We start from the raw sequence: 23,667 nt of genomic DNA on the forward strand, positions 1-23,667 counted from the left end.
TCATAGCGTTTGCTCCCTCGTCAACCGTTTTATGGCTGTTATGTCGATTGTACTTGTCTTCCTAGTTTGTGTGGGTGTACGGCTTGCCATTTGGTATTTATCGATGAGTTCATATTGTGAATACTGGCCGGAGAGATAATCTTCAACTGCCTTCATTTTCAAGTCCGCTGAATACCTGCGGTTACGAGCTTGAATCTCTAAACCGTTCATTCCATACCGTTCATAGCGATGCCGCCATGTCACCAGCGTTTGGACACTGATGTTATGTTTGCGGGCGACCTCCATCCGAGTGCCTTCACCTGATTCCAGTTCTCTAAGAATCCTCAACTTCGCTCCAGCGGAATATTCATTCTTCTTGGCCAAAGAAATACTCCCCTCCAAGCAGCAGGTTTGTTTATTTAACCTGTCTACTTAAAGGGGAGCATATCAAAGGAATCGCGGGACAGCCTCATCTCGTTTATGGCCTTAATCGATCTCGATCAACCCCGCACCTACCAGCATCCGCCGGATCATCGCCACCGTCTCCGCGGGCATGACCATCACAATTCCGTGAGATATTTGGCGGTGCGTATCATTTGGCTGGTAAAGGAGTTTTCGTTATCATACCATGCCGCTATTTTCACCAGGGTATCGGTTCCTAGTTCCGTGACCTTGGTTTGCGTAGCGTCAAACAAGCTGCCGTAAGTCATGCCGATAATATCGGACGAAACAAGTTCTTCCTCTGTATATCCGTATTGATCCGATTGGGATTGCTCCATTTTCTCGTTGACCTGCTCCGCGGTCACCGAACCACTCACGACTGCTGTCAATTCTGTCAGAGAGCCGGCCATAACCGGTACTCTTTGGGACGTACCGTCCAGTTTGCCATCCAAGGACGGGATGACGAGCCCTATGGCTTTTGCTGCCCCGGTTGACGTTGGGATGATGTTGCCGGCCGCGGAGCGCGCCCGGCGCAAGTCGCCTTTGGCGTGAGGGCCATCAAGGGTATTCTGGTCGTTTGTATAAGCGTGTATCGTTGTCATAAAACCTTTTTGAATCGGCGCAAGCTCGTTCAAGAAATAGGCCATTGGCGCGAGGCAGTTCGTGGTGCAGGACGCGGCCGAAACAATCTTGTCGTCCTTCGTCAGCGTGTTTTCATTAATACCATATACGATGGTGGGTACATCTTTCCCTGCGGTGGTGGAGATCACCACTTTTTTTGCACCCGCATCGATATGCGCTGCCGACGCTTTCTTGGACGCGAAAAAGCCTGTACACTCCAGGACCACATCGACTTGCAGTTCTTTCCACGGAAGTTTACCGGGGTCTTTTTCCGCATAAATCGGAATATCCACGCCGTTCACGATCAAGCTGTTATCGCTGTAGCCGATCTTTTCGTCATATGGTCGCTGCGTCGTATCGTACTTTAGCAAATGTGCAAGCATCTTCGGACTTGTCAGGTCATTGATGGCGACGATCCGATATCCTTCTGCACCAAAAAGCTGCCGAAAGGCAAGCCTGCCGATTCTGCCGAAACCATTAATCGCAATGTTGATTGCCATCATCATAGCCACCTTTCTTTATCTTTGTTAACAGTATAGGCCTCGAATCCTTATGGTACACTGTCATAAGTGAAGCAATTCACTATACTATTTGTCAGGTGAGGACCATGCCGCAAATTGACCGCCACACGGACAATTATTCGCAGCCTTAATTGCTTCCTTCTCCAGCGGTTGCACAACAGCACCAAGCCATCCATCATTTCCCATTGTCAATCCAATCGAACTTATTTTATAAAAAAAAGAGACCGGGCAGCAAGCTTCAGCTTGTCTCTGCACCGGTCAACTTCATGCCGTCAACTATTTTCCGCCTTAAATTTCCTGCATCAATGCCGCGCTCGCTTGCTCGAGATCCGCGATCAATTCCTGCGGATCCTCCAGGCCGACATACAGCCGGACGAGCGAACCCGGCACCGACTCATACCCCGGCCCGAGGCGGCCGACGGTGACGAGGCTCTCGTGCCCGCCCCAGCTGACGCCGATGCGGAAGTATTCGAGCCGGCTCGCCCAGGCTTTCATCCGCTCGGCCGGCAGGTCGGTCTCGAAGGAGAAGAGGCTGCTCACGCCTGTCATCTGCTGCCGTGCCAGCTCATGCTGCGGGTGGGAGGCGAGCCCCGGGTGGTTGACCTTGCGCACGAACGGCAACGTAGCCAGATGGCTCGCGACAGCAAGTCCGCTCCGCTCCGCGCGTTCGAGACGCAGCGGCAGCGTCCGCAAGCCGCGCATCGCGAGCGATGCCGTATGCGGGGTCATGATCCCGCCGAACAGCAGGTACTCCCGCGCGTTGATGCGGTTGATCCGCTCCGCGGAACCGATCAGCACGCCGCCGACGACGTCGCTGTGGCCGCCGATGTACTTGCTGATCGAGTGGGCGACGAGATCGACGCCGAAGGCGAGCGGGTTCTGAAGGAGCGGCGTCGCCCACGTGTTGTCGATGATCGTCACGGCGCCGATGCGCTTCGCCAGGTCCGCGCACGCGCGCAGGTCCTGCAGCTGGAACGTGAGCGTCGTCGGGCTCTCCAGGTAGATCAGCTTCGTATTCGGACGGATCGCCGCTTCGAGCGCTTCGAGGGAAGCCCCGTCCGCGAAGGTCGTCTCCACGCCGAATTGCGGCAGGAAATAGGCGAGCAGCTCGCGGGTCGGTCCATACGCCTGATCCACGCAGACGATATGGTCGCCGCCGCGAACGTTCGCGAGAATCGCGGTGGAGATGGCCGCCATGCCCGAGGCGAAGCAGCGCGCCTTCTCTCCGCCTTGCAGCAGGGCGAGCCGCGCCTCCAGCTGACGGACGGTCGGGTTGTGGCCTCGCGAGTATACCGGCGTATCGTCGGTCCCCGTCGAGGCGCGATCGAATGCCTCGTAGTCGGCGAAGGTGAACAGGCTGTTCTGGTAGATCGGCATGACAACGGCGCCTTGGTGCGTCTCGTCGTGCGGATCGTGCGCCACCCTCGTATAGGGATCAAGCGATGCCGCCTGGCTTTTCTCGTTAGCTTTGCCTTTGTCTAGCTCCTCCACAGCTTTCCTTCCCTTCGTATGATTATCCTTGATGCGCGGCGCGCGTCATCCCTTGACGGCGCCCTGGGTCAGCCCTTCGACGATGAAGCGCTGGCAGATGGCGAACAGCACGACCGTCGGGACGACGGACAGCACCGTAGCGGCCGACATGGAGCCCCAATCGATGTCGAACTTGGTGATGAACGAGTTCATCGCGACCGGCAGCGTCTTCGAGCTCTCCCGGTCGATGAACATGATGGCCATGAACAGCTCGTTCCAGTTCTGCACGAAGGCGAAGATGAACGTCGCGGAGATGCCCGGCATCATGATCGGCACGATGACCCGGTAGAGCGCGCCGAGCCGCGAGCAGCCGTCGATCATCGCCGCTTCCTCGAGGCTCGCCGGGATGCGCTGGAAGAATCCCCGCAGCATGATCGTACAGAACGGCACGAGCCCGACGGTATACATGAGGATCAAGGACGCTTGCTTGTTCAAGAGCCCCATCTTCGACATCATCATATACAGCGTGCTGAAGCCGATGAACAGCGGGATCATCTGCGTCACGAAGAACGCCATCATGAGCTGTCCGCTCCCCCGGAACGAGAACCGCGCCAGGACGTACCCGCTCAGGATCGTCACGAGCAGCACGATCGCCGCGGCGACGAGCGAGATGAACAAGCTGTTGCCGAGATAGACGTGGAACTTCGAGATCTTGAAGATCTGCACGTAGTTCTCGAAGGAGATCTTCTTCGGCCAATACTGCAGCGGGAGCGTGAAGATCTCGTTGCGCGGCTTGAGCGAAGTAATGATCATCCAGTACAACGGGAATACCATGAATACCAGGTAGATGCCGAGAACGACGATCTTACCGGCAAGGCCGAGCTTCGCGAATCTTTTCTTCATTAGAAGTCACCCGCCTTCCCCGCGCGTGTGGCGAAGAGATAGAAGGTCGTGAACAGCACCAGGATCGCGATGCAGATGATGCCGATGGCGCTCGCTTGGCCGTAGTCGCCGGAGAAGACGATCTTGTCCAGCATGTACGTCGTCAGGATATGGGTCGAGCCGGCCGGACCGCCGTTGGTCATCCCGTAGATCAGGTCCGGGAAGTTGAAGATCCAGATCACCCGCAGCGCGGTCGTGGAGATAATCGTCGGCATGATATACGGGATCGTGACGTGACGCAGCTGGCCGAAGCTGCCCGCCCCGTCGATCTCCGCCGCCTCGTACAGCTCGGACGGAACGGACTGCAGCGCCGCCAGCAGCATGATGGCGAAGAAGGCGACGCCGTACCATACGTTGGCGACGATGACCGAGAACATCGCCCACTTCGGATCCGACAGGAAGCCGATCCTCTCCGAGATCAAGCCCATCTTCAGGAGCAGATCGTTCACGACGCCGATCTGTCCGTTGAACAGCCAGCGCCAGATGATGCCGATCAGGAAGCCGGACAGCGCCCAAGAGTAGAAGACGAAGCCCTGATAGACGCCGCGCCCGCGGAAGCTCCTGCGCATGAGCAGCGCCACGCCGAAGCCGATGACGAACTGCAGCACGAGCGAGATGGATACCCACAGCGCCGTATTTTTCAGGATCGTGCCGAACTGCGCCGAGCTCGTCACGGTCTTGAAGTTGTCCATGCCGATATACCGGACGTCGGACAGATTGAATAGCGAGTAGTTGCGGAACGCGACGTCGATGCCCTTCACGATCGGATAGTACGTGAACCCGAAGACGAGCAGGATGGTCGGAAGCAAGCATAGGAAGATAAAAGTCTGCGTGCGGTTCAGCCGGAATAACTTCAACTTCATCGACTCCTTCCGGAACGAAGACGACGGGTAGAGGGAATCTACCCGCCGTCCCGGTTAATCTGTTATTTGCCCTGTTGTTTTTCGTTCATCCAGTAGGCATCCCACTTCTTCAGCGCGTCGTCGATCGACAGCTGGCCGAGGAGGACGGCTTGCCCGTCCTGCTGGACGATCTTCCGCCACTCGCCGAAGCCCTTGTAGTCCGTCTCCGGCTTGTAAGCCACGAAGTGCTCGGGATCGTTCGCCATGTCGATATACGGCTTGTACGCGCCTTCCTTGAAGTAGCTGTCGACGGATGCGCTGTTGTGGATCGGGATGACGCCCGCCGTCTTGGTGAAGATCGCGTTCTGCTCGGGACTCGAGAGGAACTCGATCAGCTTCCAGGCTTCCTTCGGATGCTTGGAATAGGAGGTCATGCCCCATCCGGCCGCTCCCACTTTGTAGTGCGAGACTCCCGTCGGACCGACCGGCATCGGCGCGGTCGCCCACGTGCCTTCGCCCAGCTTCTGCTTGACCGGATCGATCGTGTCCGGATCTTGGATCAGCATCGCCGTCGCGCCGGAGACGAAGCCCTGCACCTGCTCGGCGAACGCCCAGTTGATCGCGTCCTTCGGCGAGCCGTCTTTGTAGAGATTCGTGTACAGCGTCAAGCCTTGCTTCGCTTCAGGCGTGCTGAAGATCGTAGCGCCGCTCTTCAGGAACATCGCGTCGTCCGTGTTCACGTTCGCGCCGTTGAAGTCGCGGAGCAGGTCGACGATGTACCCGTCTGCGCCGGAGCCGCCGCGGAACGAGTAGCCGAAGCGGTTGTTCGCGGAGTCGGTCAGCGTCTTGGCCGCGTTCAGCAGGTCGTCCCACGTCTTCGGCGGGGTCAAGCCTTTCTCGTCGAACCAGTCTTTGCGGTAGAAGAGCATCTTTTGATAAAGGCCGTAAGGAATGTAGTAGGGCTTGTTCTCGATGTAGTTGGCCATAGCGAGCGAGTTGGCGTTCAGGTCCTTGTATCCGCTCCATGCGTTCGTGTCCTCGGTCAGATCGGCGATCCACTTGTTCGTCACGAACTGCTTGACCGTCACGTCGCGGACTTCCAGGACGTCGAGGCTTTCTTTGCTGTTCAGCATGGTGGAGATCTTGTTGTCGGCGCTCTCCAACGGCGGAGAGATCAGTTCGACCTTGATGTTCGGGTTCGCTTCTTCAAAGCTGGCGATCATCTTCTTGATCACTTCGGTACGGGCGGGACTGGTGAGACTCTCGATCATCTTCAGCTTGACGGTACCTTTGCCGTCGCCCCCATCGCTACTGCCGGAGCAACCGCTTACGACACCAGCCGCCAGCGCGGCAACCACAGGTAGAGCTAACCATCTCTTCGTCCCCTTCACACTACCAACCTCCACCTAATGAGTTTTTCGACACCCTGTGGACCCGTATACCTGTCTGATAGGTCGCGACCTCGTTCAGCGAACATCGGCTGCGCCGAGACGGGGGTCTCTCAGAATCTGCTCGCTCGCCGGCTATATACCTGTATGACAGGTAAACAGGCAGCTGCGTTAGACAAATCATAATATGGAGAAAGTAGAACCGTCAATATGTTTTGTCATCTTTCTTCGGCATGAAGCAAAATGAAAACGCTCTACTGGCAATCAAATGAAATATTGCGTTAGGTATTATGACATCACAGTCCGAATTTTCGAATGGAAACCTCCATATTGTCCATCATCCGATTGAATTCCTGACGCGCCCTTGCCGGATCTTTGTCGACGATGGCTGCGTATAACGTTTGATGGAAAGGATAGCTCTCTTCGAAAATCTCCTGCTTGCCGAAAGGCGCATTCCAGAAAACGGAAAACAGCTCCCACACGGACTCGACGATGCTCTGCAGAATCGGGTTGCCCGTCGCCTTGTAGATCGCTTGATGGAACTTCATATCGGCGATCGAGCTCTCGTGCCCTCTCGTTCTGCCGATCTCGATCAGGTAGTATTCCATCTCTTCCAGATTCTCCGGCTTGGAACGCAGCGCCGCCAGTTCGACCGCGAGCACTTCCAGCGCCTTGCGCACCTCCATGAGCTGCAGCAGCGCGGCCCGCTCGTCGTCGATCTGAATCTTGGCCGACATGTGGTACTGCGCCGTCTCCTTCACGTAGATCCCTTTGCCGTTGACGACTTCGATGACGTCGCCAGCCTCGAGATACCGCAGCGCTTCCCGGAGCGACGATCGGCCGACGCCCAGATTCCGCATGATCGTCTCGGCGGGCGGGAGCTTGTCTCCTTTCTTGAGGTCGTTGCTGCGAATGTAATCCTTCAACTCTTCGGACACCATCTCATGCATTCGGACCTTATTGATTTTTTTCATCCCGCTCTTCCCTTCCTTATCCGCAATCCATTTCCCATTATAGCAATTCTCCCCATGAAAGGAACCCTGACGAAATTGGAAACGCTAGATTGCGAGACGCCCGGCGCGCAGCAACGCTGCCCGTCCGGCCCGCCGCCGCTTGCCGATTCGTCCATAACGGCAGAAGCCGGAGCCCCCTTCGGGCGGCCCCGGCTCTCCCCTTGCTGTCGGCTGCGCCGAGTTACGGATTGACCTTGATGGTGAACGTGGAGGTCGTGTTCTTGATCGGCGTGACCACGTTGTTGAACTTCAGGTTGTTGAACGTAACCGAGCCGACGGCCGGTCCTTGCCCCGGTTCGGCCGATTCGTTCGCCCAGATGCCGACGCCCGACTTGGCGTCGTAGGCGTCCCCGCTCTTCCGCGCGCCGGAGATCGTAATGTTGGTGAAGATCGTGTCCGCGACGGGGAACTGCGGGTTGCCTCCGACGTAGTTCGTCTGGAACATGATGCCGTGATACGTCGGATCGATGATGTCCACGTCGCTGACGCGGATGCCCTGGAAGATCTTCGAGGCCGAGAACACCCAGATGGCCGGGAACGTCTGCGCCCCCCAGAAGTGGCCGCCCGCGCGGACGATCGAGATATTCTGCAGGTTCGTCGTCGGCGACGCCCCGAAGCCGTTCATCGGGTAGCCGAAGTCGAGCGAGCTGATCGTGATGCCCGAATAGCAGAGCGTATCGGCGATGTAGATGTTCCTGAACGTGTTGGCGTACCCGCCGTAGACCGCGACGCCCGCCGCTCTCCAGGTGAGGATCGACGTCAGGTTCTCATACACGTTGTCCTTCATGTCCGAGCCGCCGGCGTCGATGGCGGAGAACAGCGCGAAGCTGTCGTCCCCGGTCGCGCGGGCTTCGTTGTTCGAGACGAGATTGTTCGTGCTGCCGTTCGTCATGTTGATGCCGTCCGCGAACGTATTGCGGATGCGGGAGTTCTTGATCGTCATGTAGTCCGTATTCGCGCCCCAGTACATGCAGACCTGGTGCTCCGTCCAGATGTTGTCGATCGTCATATTGGCCACGTTGGAGAAGTCGAACACCTTGCCCGGACCGTCGATCCGCGACGTGTAGTTCCCGAAGTACGCGAAGTTGGCGAAGGTGGAGCCGTTCGCCGACGAGGTAGCCGAGAACCCGATGTCGGTATTCGACTGGTTCGCCGGCGCGACGAAGCGCGTATACCACGGTCCGGCGCCGATCACCTGGATCGCTTTGCCGTACACCTGGAATTTGTTCGACGTCTCATAGGTGCCCGGAGGCAGATAGACGCCCACGAATTTGCCCGTCGTATCCATGCGGACCTGATCGAGCGCGTTCTGCACCGCCTGCTGCGTGAATCCGGCCGGCGTGACATACTTCGCAGGGTCCGGGTTCGCGATCGGCGCGACCTGCTCCAGGCTGATGAAGTCGATCGCATAGTTCGTCGTGTTGGCCCCATCCTTCTGCAGCTTGATCGTGCTGCCCTTCGGGATGCTCGTATCGAACATCATGTTCGCCTCGTCGTAGATATGGCGCGGCGACCCGGCACTCGGACTGTTGCCGGGATTCGTCTCGGATCCGTACAGCCATGCGTACTTGGAGGTCAGGTTGATCGCCTTCGCGAACGTCCCGTTCACGTAGACGTTCAGCGTCGAGTCGATCCCACCGCCGCCCGGCGCGTCGGGAATAGAGAACCGGACGACCAGCGTATTCGTGTCCGCCTTGGTAGTGAACTGCACATAGCTGCCGGTGGTGTTCAGCGTAACCGCTTTGCGGCCGGACGCTTCGCCGGCCAGATCGCCGATATCGCGGTTCGGGCCGACGACCGCGGCGCCGCCGCCGATCGATCCGTCTTCGGCCTCGTACATGTCATACGGCATGTTGGCGCCGCGTCCGACGAAGAACGGCTGCGTGGAGACGTTGTTGGCTTGCTTCACCGGCAGCTCGTTGGCGTCGACGGCGACCTCCGTCTTCAGGTTGTACTTGCCGTTCGCGGCCGTCCACGTACCCATACTGATCGGAGCCGCTGTAGCGCCGCTCGCGATCGTCCCGCTCACGCTGCCCGTCAGCGTCTTCACGACCGCGCCGGTCGTCGCGTCGGTGAGCGTCAGCGTGACGCCATGCGCGCCCGCGGCGGATGCAGCCGTGCCTTGGTTTTTCAGGACGACGGTGAAGCTGATCGTGTTGCCCGCCGCCGGATTGCCGGGCGACCAGCTCACGGCGGACGCGATAAGATCCGAGCTGGAGACGGGCGCCACGACCAGGTTCGTCGGGCTGGTGTAGCTGTTGTTCGTCTTATCCAGTTCGATGATGGCGTTCGATTCGTCCACCTTTACGCTCGGCGCATAAGTGCCCGCGTCCTTCGCGCCGATATTCAGCGAGACGTTCGCTGAAGCGCCGGCAGCGAGGGCGCCGACCGGCGCGGAGCCGGCCAAGGCCGAGCCGAGGTAGAAGTTCGCGGTCGTCGCGCCGGACGGCAGCGTGCCGATATTCTTGACCGTGGCCGTCAACGTGATCGCGTCCGTCTCGACGGGCGCCGTCGGTGTCCAGGCGAGGCCGGTCACGGCGAGGTCCGGGTTAGGCGCAGGCGAACCGATCACTTGGAACTCGGCGACTTGGCCGGCGCTCGCCCCCGTGTTGGCCGTGAACTTCAATTGCACGGCGCTGGCCGTCGCGCTGACCGGAATCGTCACCGTATTGCCGGTCGCCGGATTAAAGGTGTAGTTTGCCGAAGAAACCAAGTTTGCGTAATTCGTGCTGTTCTGATCGTGCGACAGCACCTGCAGCGTCTGCGTCCGGGTCGACCAGGCCGGGTCCGGATTCAGCTTCAGCACGATTGAGGTGATATTCGCGTTCGCGCCCAGATCGACGCTCAGCGTATTCGGATAGCTGTTCGCGCCGCCCTCCCAATAAGACGTCACGCTGCCGTCGTTCGCATTCGTCGCCACATAGGTGAAGACGTAAGACGATGCGGCGATCGGCTTGCCTTGGGCGAGATTCACCGAGCCCGGAGGCGGTGTTGGCGTTGGTGTCGGTGTCGGCGTTGGTGTCGGTGTCGGCGTTGGCGTTGGCGTCGGCGTCGGCGTCGGCGTCGGTGTTGGTGTTGGCGTCGGTGTTGGTGTTGGCGTCGGCGTCGGTGTTGGTGTTGGCGTCGGCGTCGGAGTCGTTCCAGTCGCTGCCACCGTAATGTTATCCAGATTGATGTTGCCGGAGTCCGCCGCATCGTACTTGTACGCGATCGTGTTGCTGCCCGCGTTCAAGCTGACGGTCTCGGCGCTCGTCGACCAAGCGTCCCAGTTCGCGAGATTGGCGAGCGAGATCTGTTTGAGCTTCGTCCCGTTCACGTAGAAGCTCACCGTCTTGGCTGCGCCGCTCGCATTCCCGTATCGCAGCGTTACGCTGTAATTGCCCGCCGCGGCGGCATTCACCGTGAACGTCGTCGCGGCGCCCTGCGTCCAATAGCCGTCGACGAATCCCGTGCCCGTGTAGCCCGCATGGTCCGTATTCACCTTGGCGCCCCCGGACAGGGCCGCGGCTTCCGCTTCGTAAGTGCCGGGCGGCGGAGGCGGCACCGATCCGTAGACCTCGAACTCGGACAGCTGGCCCGCCGGCCAGCCGCTGTTGGCGGTGTAATTCAGTTTGACGTATCGCGCGCTAGCGGCGGTGAAGTTCACCGTCACCGTATTTCCGGTCGACGGATCGAACGAATAGGTCGCCGAAGCGGCCAGATTCGTGTACGTAGAGTCGTTCGTACTCCCCTGGACGGACAGCGTCTGCGAGCGGGCTTCCCAGTTCGCGGGAAGCTTCAGCACGACTTGGTTGACGGTGGCCGCGGCGCCCAAGTCCACCCGGATCCACTGCGGGAAGGCGTTGTTCGCGCTCTCCCAGTAGGTGGCGGCATTACCGTCCACGACGTTGCCGGCCGCATACACATCCGCATAAGAGCTGGCCGTGACTCCTTTGCCCGCAGCCAGGTTCGTCCCGGCCGCGCTCGCCGGCGCAGCGGCCGGCGGGTACGCGAAGGATGTAAAGACGAGTGCGAGGACCAAGAAGATGGCTGCGATGGGTTGGCGCCGAATACCGTGCCCTCTGATCAGCATAATCAACCTCCTAAGTTTGGATAATCCCGTGCGATTCGATCCGCAATGCCGCTCATTCGCTCAGCCTTTCGACAAAGTATGCGCTTACATTTTACCGAATCCGTTCTCCGATCTTCCCACCCCCTTCGGGTCTCCGTCCGGATGCGTCGTGCGGACCTGTGCCGTACCCTCATTTCCGGGACGCAAGAGGTATTATACGGCAGCCCTCCCGCGCGCTCGATGCACATTTCTACGATGAATGTGTGCATTCTTATGGATTGCGTGGACAGCGTTCCCGGCGAAGCCGCGCCCTGCTCCGCTTCCGTGGCAGCGGGACGTCAGCCGGGATCGTCGTCAGCTCGCCGTCGTCCCCAATCAGAAAGCCGCCCGAATGTCGGACGGCTTCATACACATGCGCGGGATGCCCCCAAACTAGCGCTTTAGGTGATAAGGCACCGTGGCGATCACCACGTCTTTCTGGTTGTACAGGTATGCCCGCAGCAGCAAGCTGGACTGATTATGCAGAATATGCTGCCACCAGTGCTTGGCGATGAATTGGGGAATGAGCACGGTGATATGATCCGTGTCTGCGGTCTTCCATTCGATCGTATCGATGAACTTCATGATCGGCCGGATGATGCTGCGATAGCTCGAGCGAAGCGTAATGAGCCGCACGCCCGGATTCCACTCCTCCCACTTTTTCTCCATCCGCTCGATCTCCTCGTCGTCGAACCCCACGTATACGGCGACCACGTTGTCCGTCAGCGACTTGGCGTAGCCGAGCGAATTCATCACGACGCGCGTGATGCCGGCGACCGGTACGACGATCGTGCTGCCCTTGATGCACGGTTTATCCGTATCCAGGTTAATGCGCAGCTCGGCGGCCGTGTTGATGTAGTGGCGTTGAATCTGATAGAAGAGCCCGATGACGATCGGCAAGAAGACGAAGACCATCCAGACGTGCGCGAACTTGGTGAAGATGAAGATCAGCGTGATGGACAGGGTCGTCAGCATGCCGATCGTATTGACCGCGAAGCGGCCGATCCATTCGGCAGGCCTTAGCTTTAGCCAGCGGATCATCATCCCGAGCTGTGACAAGGTGAAGGGGATGAATACCCCTACCGCATACAGCGGGATCAGATTCTCCGTATCGCCGTGGAAGAGAACGACGAGCAGCGCCGAGAAGACGCCCAGGAAAATGATGCCGTTCGAGAACCCGAGCCGGTCCCCGCGGACCATGAAGGCATGCGGCATGTATTTGTCCTTGGCGAGCATGAAGGCGAGCAGCGGGAATGCGGAGTAAGCCGTGTTCGCCGCCAGGAAAAGGATGAGCGCAGTCACGCCTTGAATGGCGTAATAGAGGGCGCCCCGTCCGAAGGTGGAGGCCGCGATCTGCGACACGACCGTCTGCTTCGGATCGGGCGAGATGCCGTACCAGTAAGCCAGCAAGCTGATCCCGATGAACATGGCGCCCAGAATGGCCCCCATCATTATGAGCGTAGCCGCGGCATTGCGTTCCGCCGGCTTCTTGAAGTTCGGGATGGCGTTGGAGACGGCTTCGACCCCCGTTAGGGCCGAACAGCCCGAGCTGAACGCCTTGAGCAGCAGGAACAGGCTGATGTTGGAGACCGTCGCCCCGAGCTCCGGCACGTCCGCATGGATGCCTCCGGTCAGGTATTTCACGATGCCCGACACGATGAGGACGAAAATCGCGAAGACGAACAAGTAGATCGGGATCGCCAGCACGGACGCGGATTCCGTCACGCCGCGCAGGTTCATCACCGTGAGGAAGACAATCATGATCAAAGCGATGAGGACGCGGTGTTCATGCAAGGACGGGAAGGCGGAGGTGATCGCGTCGGTCCCGGCGGAAGAGCTGACCGCCACCGTCAGAATATAGTCGACGAGGAGCGATCCCCCCGCCAGCAGCCCGGTCGGCACGCCCAGGTTGTCCTTGGCGACGATGTATGCGCCGCCTCCGGCCGGGTAGGCATAGATCGTCTGACGATAAGACAGGATCAGGATCAGCAGCAAGCCCAGGACGGCCAACGAGATCGGGAGCGAATACCAGACGGCCGCGAATCCGGCCGCCATCAGGACGAGCAGAATCTGCTCCGTGCCGTACGCGACGGACGACAGCGCGTCCGACGACAGCACCGCCAGCGCCTTCAGCTTGCCAAGCTTCTCCCCTTCGATCTCTCCGCTCCTCATCGGCCGGCCGATTAACAATCGCTTCAACCTGCTGACCATGCGCGATTCCCCATTTCATTCGACTGTTCCTTCGCGAACCGAACACCCGTTGCCCGTAAGCGAACAGCACAAAAAAGCCGCAGGAAAGCTGGACCTTCCCGCGGCTTCTCTTGGCAAAGAGAAGCTTGCGACAATATCCTCTTCCGGACGCTTACGAGGTTAGCTGACGGATTCGGGCACGGAGAGCAGCCCTACGCGATCGGCGCTTGCCGATGCGATTCACCCCTTGGACGCAGCTTGCGGCCGCGGTCCTGTTGGGTCCCCCGATCCCCTCCGAAGACGGGATTCAGCGATTAGGATTTTTATGAGGTTAACTACCCGGACCTGCACGTTCTTGAAGCACGAGATGAATAATACTACGCGTGAAAAAAGGTGTAAAGGAACAAAGTCGCGCAAACGCGGCGGGTATCGGGCGGCTGTAGCCGGAGAGAGCGTTTACAACCGAATCGGTCTTCGATTATCACCTATTATCTGCGCCTGTCTTCCGTTCTCCGCAAAACGGAAAAAAAGGCTGCGCCCGGAGGGCTTTTCGCCCGGGAACAGCCTCCTATCCTAACCTAACACGACGCGGTCGTCCGCCATCTTGTGCCCGCTGATCCGCTCGAACTCGCCCAGCAGCTGCGCGACCGTCAGATCCTGCTTGCGGCTCTCGGGGATATCGAGGATGATCCGTCCCTTGTCCATCATGATGAGCCGGTTGCCGAGCCGGATCGCCTGCTCCATGTTATGGGTGACCATCAGCGTCGTCAGCTTCATGTCCCGAACGATCTGCTCGGTGAGCTTCGTGATCAGCTCGGCGCGCGCCGGATCGAGCGCCGCGGTATGCTCGTCGAGCAGCAGGATATCCGGCTTCGTGAAGCTCGCCATCAGCAGGCTGAGCGCCTGCCGTTCGCCGCCGGACAGCATCCCGACCTTCGCCTTCAGGCGATGCTCCAGACCGAGTCCGAGTCGCTGCAGTTGCTCGCGGAACAGCTTGCGCCTGGCGGCGGACACGCCCCAGGAGAGTCCGCGCGGCTTGCCGCGCCTGTACGCCATCGCCAGATTCTCCTCGATCGTCATCGTCGGCGCGGTGCCGGCCATCGGATCCTGGAACACGCGTCCGACCCAGCGGCTCCGCTTGAACTCCGGCAAGCGGGAGATCGAAGTGCCGTCGATCCGCACCTCGCCGAGGTCCGGCTTCATCACGCCCGAGATCACGTTCATCAGCGTGGACTTGCCCGCCCCGTTGCTCCCGATGACGGTGACGAAGTCGCCCGGATTCAGCTTCAGCCGGATATCGATCAAGGCGATCTTCTCGTCCGGCGTGCCCGGATTGAACAGCTTGGAGACCGCGTTTAGCTCGAGCATCAGATCGCCCCCTTTCCGCGCGCCGCAGCCGCCAGCTCCGCCGTTCGCCGGCGAGCCAGGCTCTTCTGTTTGTAATAGCGGTTAATCGTCGGGATGACCAGGGCGACGATGACGATGAGCGCGGTGATCAGCTTGAGATCGGTCGACTTCAGATGCAGCCACTCCGCGCGGTAAGCCAGCGCGAGGACGATCCGATAGACGATCGACCCGACGATGACGGCCAGCGTCGCCCAGAAGACGCTGCGCGTCCCGACGATCGCTTCCCCGATGATGACCGAAGCGAGGCCGATGACGATCATCCCGACGCCCATGTTGACGTCCGCGAAGCCGGTATCTTGCGCGACGAGCGCGCCCGAGATCGCGACCAGCCCGTTCGCGAGGCTGATGCCGAGGACGATCGACGTGTCGGTGTTGCCGCCGAGGCTGCGGATCATGCGCTTGTTGTCGCCTGTCGCCCGCAGCGACAACCCTCGATCGGTATGCAGGAACGCGTCGAGCAGCGTCTTGATGACCAGGATGACGACCGCAAGCACGAGAATGTAGAGCCAGGTCTTCGATGCGATCGAAGAGAACAGCGTCTTCGCATCGATCAGCGAGATGTTCGGCTTGCCCAAGATTCGAATGTTGATCGAGTAGAGCGCGATCATCATCAAGATCCCGGACAGCAGGCCGTTAATCTTGCCCTTCGTATGCAGCAGCCCGGTGATCGCCCCCGCGGCGAGCCCGCAGGCGAAGGCCAAGAGCGTCGCGATCCACGCTGCGTAACCGTTCGAGATCATGACGGCCGCTACGGCTCCGCCGGTGGCGAAGCTCCCGTCGACGGTCAGGTCGGGGAAGTCCAAGATGCGGAACGTGATATAGACGCCCAATGCGAGCAGGGCGTACATGAGGCCGAGCTCGACGGCGCCGGTCAGCGATTGGAACATGCCAAGATACCTCCTGTAGAAGAGAAAGCGAGGTGGACGCCGCCGCCCACCCCGTCCGATCCCGTGCGATTACTGGATGATGTTTTTCTCCGGATCTTGCACCTTTTTCTTCATCTCGTCGGTTACCGCGATGCCTTGCGCTTCGGCCGCCTTCAGGTTCAGGATGAGGTCGAGCTTCTCCTGCATGCTCACCTTGAGATCGCCGATGTTCTTGCCGTTCTTCAGCACTTCGACCGCCATCTGGCCGGCTTGGTAGCCATGGTCGTAGTATTTGAAGCCTACGGTCGCGAAGGCGCCCTTCTCCAGCGTGTCGCGGTCGCTCGAGAAGAACGGCAGCTTGTTGTCGTTTGCGACCTTAATAATGGAATCCACGCCGCTGACGACCGTGTTGTCCAGCGTGATGAACAACGCGTCAGCGCGTCCTACGAGGGACTCCGCCGCTTGCTTAACTTCGGAGGTGTTGGTGACAGGCGCCTTGACCAGCTTGATGTCGTGCTTGGCCAGCGTCTCCTCGGCGTTCTTCGCCATGACGACCGCATTCGACTCGCCTTCGTTAATGACGACGCCGACCGTCTTCACCTTCGGGAAGTCCGAAGCGATGAAGTCCATCAGCTGCTGAACGGCCGCCGGGTTCGTGTCGGAAGCGCCGGAGACGTTGCCGCCCGGCTTGTCCAGATTCGTGACGAGCTTCGCGTCCAGCGGATCCGTGACCGCCGCGAACAGGACCGGCTGGTCTTTGATCTTCTGCACGATCGCCTGCGCGGAAGGGGTCGCGATCGCCAGAATCAAATCGTACTTCTGCGACGCGAATGTCTGCGCGATCGTCTGGTTGTTGCTCATGTCGTTCTGGGCGTTCTGGTAATCGACGTCGAGGTTCTGCTTCTCGACCAGGCCCGCATCCTTGAGAGCGGCCAGGAAGCCTTCGCGCGTCGCGTCCAGCGAGGGATGCTCGACGATCTGGGAGATCGCGATCTTGTAGTGCTTGCCGTCCGGGCTGGCCGGCGCGCTGGCGCTAGCGCTCGCGCTGGAAGACGGACTCGCCGACGGACTGGCCGCGCCGTTCTCGCTCGGCTTGTTGCCGCAACCGGCAACCGTCAAGATGGAAAGCGCAACCAATAATGGCGTCCACAATTTTTTCTTCATTTCCTTGCCCCTCTCCGGTCATAACCGCGTCATATTTTTATCAGTTTAAAGGTGTAACGATCGTTTAGTCAATTCATTCGTTTAATTTGCAACGCGTTAAAGCAAAAAGTCGTCCGGGACCGCAAATGATCGGATCGCGACATGCGGTTTCTCTGTGAAAATACCACAAACCGTCCGCGCGGCCCGCGTCCTCCGGGTTCCTATTGTGCCCGAAACTTGCCGCTCGCCGCCCCCTTTTTCAGGGCATGCGGCGGCTCATGCGGCGGTTCGGTGCGCTATAACGATAAAAAGTATCGTTGCGGCAGTTTATGAGGCGACGCGGCGGGCTGTAGCGATAAAAAGTATCGTTACAGCGGCGAATGAGGCGACGCGGCGGGCTGTAACGATAAAAAGTATCGTTACAGCGGCGAATGAGGGGGCGCGGCGGGCTGTAACGATAAAAAGTATCGTTACAGCGGTGGACGAGGCGACGCGGCGGGCTATAGCGATAGAAAGTATCGTTACTGCGGCGAATGAGGGGGGGTACAGCGGCGAATGAGGCGTCACGGCGAGCTGCAACGATAAAATGTATCGTTACAGCAGTGTATGAGGCGACACGGCGGGTTGTAACGATAAAAAGTATCGTTACAGCGGCGGACGAGGCGCTACAGAGGGCTGTAGCGATAAAAAGTATCGTTACAGCGGCGTATGAGGCGGCGCGGCGGGCTGTAACGATAAAATGTATCGTTACAGCGGCGTATGAGGCAACACGGCGGGCTGCAACGATAAAATGTATCGTTACAGCGGCGGACGAGGCGACGCGGCGGGCTGTAGCGATAAAAAGTATCGTTACAGTGGCGGACGAGGCGCTACAGCGGGCTGTAGCGATAAAAAGTATCGTTACAGCGGTGTATGAGGCGACGCGGCGGGCTGTAGCGATAAAAAGTATCGTTACAGCGGCGAATGAGGCGACGCGGCGGGCTGTAGCGATAAAAAGTATCGTTACAGCGGTGTATGAGGCGACGCGGCGGGCTGTAGCGATAAAAAGTATCGTTACAGCGGCGAATGAGGCGGCGCGGCGGCTGTAACGATAAAAAGTATCGTTACAGCGGCGAATGAGGCGCCCTCAATCCCAAGTCGATCTGTTTGCAAAATTCCACGTGCGCTCCTGCTCCCTGCCGTTCACTGTATAGAAATAATTGGTGACCGTCCTGTCCTGGAACGACGCCACGCCTAGATTGTGCTCGCCGACATACCTGGAGTTATAGATGTCGTTGACGCGCTGCCGGAAGAGCCGGCCCGGCTTGACCTCCTCCTTCGCCTTCCGCACGACGACTTTTCTCCCTTCGGCGAGGTCCCATTCCACGATCGCGAAGCCGTCGCTCTCCGCATCGCCCGAGAGCGTGCGGCCGTCTTCCGTCAGGATCGTTGCCGTATCCGGCGTTGTCAGATTGGCCGGAATTCTAGTGAAGGTATTGCTGGCGTAATTTTTCAACGCGCTGCTCGTCAGCTGCAGAAACCTCGCCGACCATAACGGCTCATACGTCGGCGAAGCGCCGGACGGCGTCCGGGGCAGCGTCGTTCCCGAGGGCAGCCACTTGATCATCTCCCGCAGCGTCCGATCGTCGTAGACGACGGTCTTCATCGTCGAGGTGAACGCGTAGTGCACATCCCCCGAGAGGATGACCACATCCCGGTCGGCCATCAGGTTGAGGAACAACAGGAGATGCCGCCGATTCGCCGACCAGCTCTCCAGATCGAGAAAATAAGGACCCGCGACCGCGGAGACGGCGTTCTGCAATTCCTCGATCATCTTGAATCCGAATACCGGCGCCGCAGCGACGAGGACCAACGGCCAGTTTCGGTTCTGCCTCTTCAGCAAGGCGTCCAGCTTCTTTTTGGTCGTCGACCAGGAATCCGGGCTCTTCAGATATGCGGGCGCGCCTTCGTCGCTTCCGCGCTGCCCGTCCTTCATGCCGCGCTTCGTGCGGGTGTCGAGAAAGTAGATAAACGGATAGGTCGGCGTATGAAACTCCCAATCGCGCATAGACCAGAATAGGAGCTCAACGCGCTCATACTGCCGGTGACGGTCGCGAATCCGATCGGCGATGTCGAATAGCGTCTTGTCGCCATACAGATCCGGGTCGTTCCCGTAGCCTTGGGCCAGCCAGTAGGCCATCAAGCCGTTGGCGATGATTCGGCGGCCCAACAGCCTGCTGTAGACCTCCTTCTGCCACTTTACGCACAAGTTCCAGTCGTCGGTAATGTCGTGATCGTCAAAGATCATATAAGTCGGAATGTTGGCCAGAAGCCGCCGCACGTTCCCCAAGGTGCTCGTAAAGGAATAGAGCGCGCCGAACGGGGCGGACCAATTGTTCACGTTCCACATCAACCCGTACATGGCCAAATACTCCGCGAACGTGACCAGATGATTGTCGCTCTCGCCCGACGTGAATTGGGCGTATTTGGTGACGAAGTCCTTTCTGCCGCCGACGCCCGGCAGCGGCGCCGCGATCGGCAGCTTCTCGGCATCCGCGCCTTCGATCCGCTTGGCGAGCGCCAGAATCTCCTTCATCGCGACGGGATCCACGTCGTCGGCATAGATCTGGTCGCCGCCCAGGCACAAGATGGCCGGCCGCTTGTCCAGATCGCCGAAGTTAGCGGCTATGAGCGCATCGCCCTTGAACAGCGCGTCCGACCTGCCGCCTTGCTCGTCATGCATTTTTCGGCAAGATCCGTACATCACGTTCAACTTCTGAGCCGGGCTCTGCAAGAAGAACGTAGGAAGCTTGTTCTCCCCGTAAGCAAGGCCCATCCCGTCGGTTGCCACGATCGTCTCGAAAGGCGCGTAATCGGCATTCTCGTCCGCGTCTAGCACCCCGATGCTGTACTCCAGCAGCGTGCGAACCGGAAACGGCCGCCCCCTCTCGATCGGGGTCACCCGCCCGAAGTAAAAAAACAAATTCGCCGAGACCTGGATCGGCACGGGGGTATCGTCATGCCCCAGCCAATCGTCTTTCCCCCATTCTCTGACGGAAAATTTCAAGTTGATCGGCATGAACGTGGCCAGGCAAATGACGACAAGGTCTTGCTGCGCCCGCCGCAGCAGGGGACCGATAAAAATATCTTTGGCGTTCATTCGACTCCCCCCGCCGCTCAGATCTGCCGTCCGGTCTTCGGATCGTAGACGACTTCGACGGGAACGACCTGGTCGGTCGGGAGCACTTCGATCCATTGATCGAACACTTGGAAATGCCGGTCGGCATTGTTCGGATCGGGGTTCGCGTCGTTCGGGGCCACGCGGAATCCGCCCTTCAGCGGATAGAAGCCGTGCTCGAATACTTTCTCCACCGGGGTGGAGAGCACCTTGTTGTCATCGTTGATCTCCGCGGTCGGATAGGATTTGACCTGATTCGACTCTTCGGATTTCTCCTTCACCTCGAGGCAAAGGAAATCGATGGCTTGCCTGATCGTCACCGCCGCGGAGGGATCCAGTCCCAACTTCGCACGGATGACCGCAAGCTCCTCCTCCGGCGCGGCATAGGCCGCATCCAGCCCGTCGGAGCCTTCGACGTTGGCATTCTGCAGCCAATTCAAGGCCGCTTGTTCCTTTCCGGGGCGAATCGGGATGACGGCTTTGACCCACGGCGCGTTCAGGAACGCATTGCGCAGATTGTCGCCGTCCAGCTGCAGCAGCCAGCCTAGCGAGCTGCCCATCGGCGCCGGAGCGGACTTCTCGGTGATGAGGTAATTGTCCTGCCGCATGGCGCTGTCGCTCCAGGCCACGACGCTGCCGTCCAGCTGCGATTGGAGATCCGGCAGATTGAGGTGCTGATAGGCGCGGGGCTTCCACCATTCCGGCGCGACGAAGTAGAGCATCTTGTCGATATCGAAGATGGAGAGCAGCAATTCCGAGAGGACGTGCCGGGTGCTGTCGCTGGCCGAATGGTATTGGAATCCGGTCATTAAGGAACCGATCAGTTTGCGGTAAACGATAATGCGTTCCTCTTCCCGCAGCTCTTCGAAATTGCGTTTGGCGATCCCGCGGGCAAGCTCGACGCGCTCCTTCGCGGATTTGATGAACGTTTCTTTCGTGATGCGGTCATTTTCGGCGGTAGCCGCTTCTCCCTTCAGTTTCTTGGCGGTATTCGCGGCGGCGATTTCCGCCTTTTTGGCCGCGCTGGCCGTGCACTTCACGACCGTTCCGACCGTAAAGTCGATGCGTTGATTCCACTCGATGCCTCCCGGCCCCGTGATAACGCCGATCTCGATTTGTCCGCCCGTCGCGAAGCGGGCTCCGAACGCCCAGACGCCCGTGAAGTCTTCGCCGGAGCCGGACATTTGCGCGGCCGGAAAGACGCCGGCTTCTTTGACGATCTCGAAGCCTTCCGGCGCTGCGGGAGGATCCACCGTCGCCACCGTGACGAAGCCGTATTTTCTCGAACCTCCGAAATTCCACTGCGCGTTCGTCTTCAACGGGATAAATTGGTCCGGGGGCACGGGAATCTCGGTCTGATCCGGAATCGGGAGCAGATTGGCCGGCTGCGCGATATGTATCAGATTGGCCAAGCCGAGGCTGTCGCCGGGTTCGTCCACATACGCCTCCCAACACAAATAGGTGCCGACGTCCTGCACCTGAACGCCCACCTGCCTCATCTTTCTGCGCAGCTCGTAGTTGATCAGCTTCTCTGTAGTGTTGGTCAACACGTAACGCTTGCTGGAGGTATCCGTCGTCTCCGTGATCGTCTTGAACGTCGACTTGTAATTTTCCCGGATTTCGCTGGACAGCTTCTCGCTCTGCTGACGCATCTTCTTGTGGGTCGTCTCCCGCGCCACCTGCTGGGTCTTGTCCATGTTCAGGCTGGCGGTGGCCGAAGCGCTGCCCGTCCCCCAGGATTGGTTGACCGTCGTCGTAATCCCGAGCTTCAAGTCGTCCTTGTTGTCCTGCTTGACCGCTTCGCTGATTTCGTCCTGATCCGTCGTGCTCGATTCGGTTTTTTTGGTCGTCTCCACGGAGATCTCCGTCGTCTTCTCGATGATCGTCTTGCGCGTGCTGACCTCGATCAATTCGACGGTGGCGCCCGGACTCAGCCACACATGGCCGGTCGGCGTCCCGAGAAAGGTGTCCAGCTCGAAAAAATACTGCCGATACAAGTGGACGATGCCGAGCGGGGACAACGAGACGTCCTTCACGTCCTTCTTCGGGTCGAAGGAGAGATAGGGATCGTCGAAGTCGACATCCGTTTGGGAAAGGGCGTCGAAAAAGCCCGCTTTGGCATCTACGTTCAAATTGGCATAAAAAAGATCCAAAAGCTCGGCTACGCGCTCGTTGTTGAACAGCTCCGAAAGCACGCCGGCGATGACGGCCTCGTTCTCGATCGCTTTCTTCGTCTCCTCCTTGCTCTGCTCGCGCAGGCGATTCATCAACTCGGGATCGTTGCCGTTCGCTCTGGCGATCCGTTTGCAAGCATCCATGGAGGCTTGGTTGTACGTCTCCAATACTTGACGCTGCAAAATATCCCGAAGCACCTCTTCGCTGACGATTTTTTTCCACTCCTCGACGTTCCGGGGGATGCCTCCGAATTCGCGGAGCATCGCGCTTACCGCCTGCAGCACGATCGAATCTTGCTGCTTCAGAAAGGGTCCCGCAAAGCCGGCGGGCCTCAGGTCCGGCGCCGATACGTAGCAGTCTTGATTGACGTCGATCGGAGCATTGTTGGCCAGGTAACGCTGCAGCCTCGGCAACAAGGCGCTTTGGTCGAACTTGAGGTTGGCATGGAGCTTGTTCAGCACGCGTTTCGATTTCCACCCGATCAAGGACTGGTGTACGCCGAAGAGCTCGCTGGCATAGGGCAATACGGATTGATACTCGATCAGGTCGGTGATTCGCTTCACGTTTGTCATCGGGGCGCTTCTCCCATCGTTCTGAATTTTTGCCGTCCATACGGGCGTGCCAAAATAGAGCGCAGATCGGCCTGACAGGTTGTGAGCTTGGCGGTCGTGAAAATTGTGGGAAGATGCAGGATGTTAGGGGATTGCCTTGCCCTGCACATGATGAAGGGAGGTTCGTTCATAAGCTGTTGGGAGAAGCATTCGCGGGAAAGCATCCGATATCCTGCATGAGACGACGGCAGCAAGCGAAAAGCGACCCAAAGGCCTAGAAGAAATAAAACCAAACGCCTAAGGGACGAGGACGTCCCGGGCGTTTGGTTTGAGATAAGTCCCTGATACGCAAGCCTTAAGCCCGCGCCGGTTCGATCCGATAGCGATCGGACTCGCCAGCCGCGGGGCTGATCGTCCAGCCGTACGACAGCACGGACGCGAGGCGATCCCGCTCTGTGGGCGACAGCCGGGCCGTCACCGACTCGTTGCCGGGATCGCGCACGACCTCGGGCTCTTGGCCCAGCACGACGAAGATCCAGCTGCGGATGCCGCCGATCGTGTTGTACTTGATCTGGTACCCCATCTTCACCGCCGCCTCGAAGGTCTCCGGCTCCCGGTTCGCAAAGGCCGTCAGATCGCCGTATTCGAAGCGGAAGTCGCTCTCGTCCGTCGGCGTCTCCCCGCTCCGCACCCGGCGGATCAGTTCGTCGTCGGAGCAGCCGAGCGCGCGCAAGGACTCGACCAGCAAGGCGTCCCACTGGGACAGTTTGATCTTCGTTGGATTGGATGCCGTCATCGCTTGTGTCCTCCTCTGTCTCACCTGATATGTCCAAATCCCGCCGCGCGCCCGGCCTCCTCGCGGCAGAACAGC

Annotated in this window: 16 protein-coding genes and 1 riboswitch; of the genes, 1 reads left to right on the forward strand and 15 read right to left on the reverse strand. The window is 59.2% G+C overall.

What is annotated here, in order from left to right; all coding sequences use genetic code 11:
* The 12 genes from H7C19_RS15485 to H7C19_RS15540 all read right to left on the reverse strand — a co-directional run bounded on the left by H7C19_RS15485 (position 1) and on the right by H7C19_RS15540 (position 16,934).
* Entirely contained in the window at positions 1–363 is a 363-nt protein-coding gene (locus H7C19_RS15485) for a helix-turn-helix domain-containing protein (RefSeq protein WP_185143566.1), read from the reverse strand.
* Between the two features lie 176 nt (positions 364–539).
* Complete coding sequence (gene gap, locus H7C19_RS15490) at positions 540–1,541, reverse strand: type I glyceraldehyde-3-phosphate dehydrogenase (protein ID WP_185143567.1); 1,002 nt, start codon at positions 1,539–1,541, stop codon at positions 540–542.
* A gap of 309 nt (positions 1,542–1,850) precedes the next feature.
* On the reverse strand, positions 1,851–3,053 hold the full coding sequence (locus tag H7C19_RS15495) for a trans-sulfuration enzyme family protein (protein WP_185143568.1): 1,203 nt from the start codon (positions 3,051–3,053) through the stop codon (positions 1,851–1,853).
* A 45-nt stretch (positions 3,054–3,098) separates the two neighbouring features.
* Positions 3,099–3,935 carry a carbohydrate ABC transporter permease gene (locus H7C19_RS15500; protein ID WP_185143569.1) on the reverse strand — a complete coding sequence of 279 codons (837 nt, stop codon included), beginning with the start codon at positions 3,933–3,935 and terminating at the stop codon, positions 3,099–3,101.
* On the reverse strand, positions 3,935–4,831 hold the full coding sequence (locus H7C19_RS15505) for a carbohydrate ABC transporter permease (RefSeq protein WP_246469537.1): 897 nt from the start codon (positions 4,829–4,831) through the stop codon (positions 3,935–3,937). Before H7C19_RS15505 ends, H7C19_RS15500 begins: the two co-directional genes overlap by 1 nt.
* A gap of 68 nt (positions 4,832–4,899) precedes the next feature.
* Complete coding sequence (locus tag H7C19_RS15510; protein WP_313731684.1) at positions 4,900–6,174, reverse strand: ABC transporter substrate-binding protein; 1,275 nt, start codon at positions 6,172–6,174, stop codon at positions 4,900–4,902.
* Positions 6,175–6,500: 326 nt separating this feature from the next.
* Positions 6,501–7,178: a FadR/GntR family transcriptional regulator gene (locus H7C19_RS15515; RefSeq protein WP_185143572.1), complete on the reverse strand. Its 678-nt coding sequence runs from the start codon at positions 7,176–7,178 to the stop codon at positions 6,501–6,503.
* Between the two features lie 220 nt (positions 7,179–7,398).
* Complete coding sequence (locus tag H7C19_RS15520; RefSeq protein ID WP_185143573.1) at positions 7,399–11,289, reverse strand: galactose-binding domain-containing protein; 3,891 nt, start codon at positions 11,287–11,289, stop codon at positions 7,399–7,401.
* A gap of 411 nt (positions 11,290–11,700) precedes the next feature.
* On the reverse strand, positions 11,701–13,518 hold the full coding sequence (gene kimA, locus H7C19_RS15525; protein WP_185143574.1) for a potassium transporter KimA: 1,818 nt from the start codon (positions 13,516–13,518) through the stop codon (positions 11,701–11,703).
* Positions 13,519–13,651: 133 nt separating this feature from the next.
* Positions 13,652–13,820: riboswitch (cyclic di-AMP (ydaO/yuaA leader) on the reverse strand.
* 250 nt (positions 13,821–14,070) lie between these two features.
* Positions 14,071–14,865, reverse strand: a complete 795-nt coding sequence (locus tag H7C19_RS15530; RefSeq protein ID WP_185143575.1) for an ABC transporter ATP-binding protein — start codon at positions 14,863–14,865, stop codon at positions 14,071–14,073.
* A complete protein-coding gene (locus tag H7C19_RS15535) occupies positions 14,865–15,791 on the reverse strand; it encodes an ABC transporter permease (protein ID WP_185143576.1) in 927 nt (308 codons plus the stop codon). Before H7C19_RS15535 ends, H7C19_RS15530 begins: the two co-directional genes overlap by 1 nt.
* Before the next feature lie 69 nt (positions 15,792–15,860).
* Entirely contained in the window at positions 15,861–16,934 is a 1,074-nt protein-coding gene (locus H7C19_RS15540; protein WP_185143577.1) for an ABC transporter substrate-binding protein, read from the reverse strand.
* Positions 16,935–17,515: 581 nt separating this feature from the next.
* Here H7C19_RS15540 and H7C19_RS34320 point away from each other — a divergent pair.
* Entirely contained in the window at positions 17,516–18,001 is a 486-nt protein-coding gene (locus H7C19_RS34320) for a hypothetical protein (RefSeq protein ID WP_221469270.1), read from the forward strand.
* Between the two features lie 38 nt (positions 18,002–18,039).
* Here the strand turns inward: H7C19_RS34320 and H7C19_RS15545 are convergent, their stop codons facing one another.
* The 3 genes from H7C19_RS15545 to H7C19_RS15555 form a co-directional block, all read right to left on the reverse strand.
* A complete protein-coding gene (locus tag H7C19_RS15545) occupies positions 18,040–20,052 on the reverse strand; it encodes a metallophosphoesterase family protein (protein ID WP_185143578.1) in 2,013 nt (670 codons plus the stop codon).
* Between the two features lie 17 nt (positions 20,053–20,069).
* The gene (locus H7C19_RS15550; RefSeq protein ID WP_221469271.1) at positions 20,070–22,817 is read right to left on the reverse strand and encodes a peptidoglycan-binding protein; all 2,748 of its coding nucleotides are present in this window, start codon (positions 22,815–22,817) and stop codon (positions 20,070–20,072) included.
* A 334-nt stretch (positions 22,818–23,151) separates the two neighbouring features.
* The gene (locus H7C19_RS15555; RefSeq protein WP_185143579.1) at positions 23,152–23,592 is read right to left on the reverse strand and encodes a hypothetical protein; all 441 of its coding nucleotides are present in this window, start codon (positions 23,590–23,592) and stop codon (positions 23,152–23,154) included.
* Positions 23,593–23,667: the final 75 nt, after the last annotated feature.

Origin of the sequence: Cohnella nanjingensis (assembly GCF_014212125.1) — a bacterium.
Taxonomy (GTDB): Bacteria; Bacillota; Bacilli; order Paenibacillales; family Paenibacillaceae; genus Cohnella; species Cohnella nanjingensis.

Excerpts from the sequence above, each read along its gene's own strand:
- gap (WP_185143567.1), bottom strand. The coding sequence starts at position 1,541 with ATGGCAATCAACATTGCGATTAATGGTTTCGGCAGAATCGGCAGGCTT.
- H7C19_RS15500 (WP_185143569.1), bottom strand. The coding sequence starts at position 3,935 with ATGAAGAAAAGATTCGCGAAGCTCGGCCTTGCCGGTAAGATCGTCGTT.
- H7C19_RS15515 (WP_185143572.1), bottom strand. The coding sequence starts at position 7,178 with ATGAAAAAAATCAATAAGGTCCGAATGCATGAGATGGTGTCCGAAGAG.
- H7C19_RS15520 (WP_185143573.1), bottom strand. The coding sequence starts at position 11,289 with ATGCTGATCAGAGGGCACGGTATTCGGCGCCAACCCATCGCAGCCATC.
- kimA (WP_185143574.1), bottom strand. The coding sequence starts at position 13,518 with ATGGTCAGCAGGTTGAAGCGATTGTTAATCGGCCGGCCGATGAGGAGC.
- H7C19_RS15530 (WP_185143575.1), bottom strand. The coding sequence starts at position 14,865 with ATGCTCGAGCTAAACGCGGTCTCCAAGCTGTTCAATCCGGGCACGCCG.
- H7C19_RS15535 (WP_185143576.1), bottom strand. The coding sequence starts at position 15,791 with ATGTTCCAATCGCTGACCGGCGCCGTCGAGCTCGGCCTCATGTACGCC.
- H7C19_RS15540 (WP_185143577.1), bottom strand. The coding sequence starts at position 16,934 with ATGAAGAAAAAATTGTGGACGCCATTATTGGTTGCGCTTTCCATCTTG.
- H7C19_RS15545 (WP_185143578.1), bottom strand. The coding sequence starts at position 20,052 with ATGAACGCCAAAGATATTTTTATCGGTCCCCTGCTGCGGCGGGCGCAG.
- H7C19_RS15550 (WP_221469271.1), bottom strand. The coding sequence starts at position 22,817 with ATGACAAACGTGAAGCGAATCACCGACCTGATCGAGTATCAATCCGTA.
- H7C19_RS15555 (WP_185143579.1), bottom strand. The coding sequence starts at position 23,592 with ATGACGGCATCCAATCCAACGAAGATCAAACTGTCCCAGTGGGACGCC.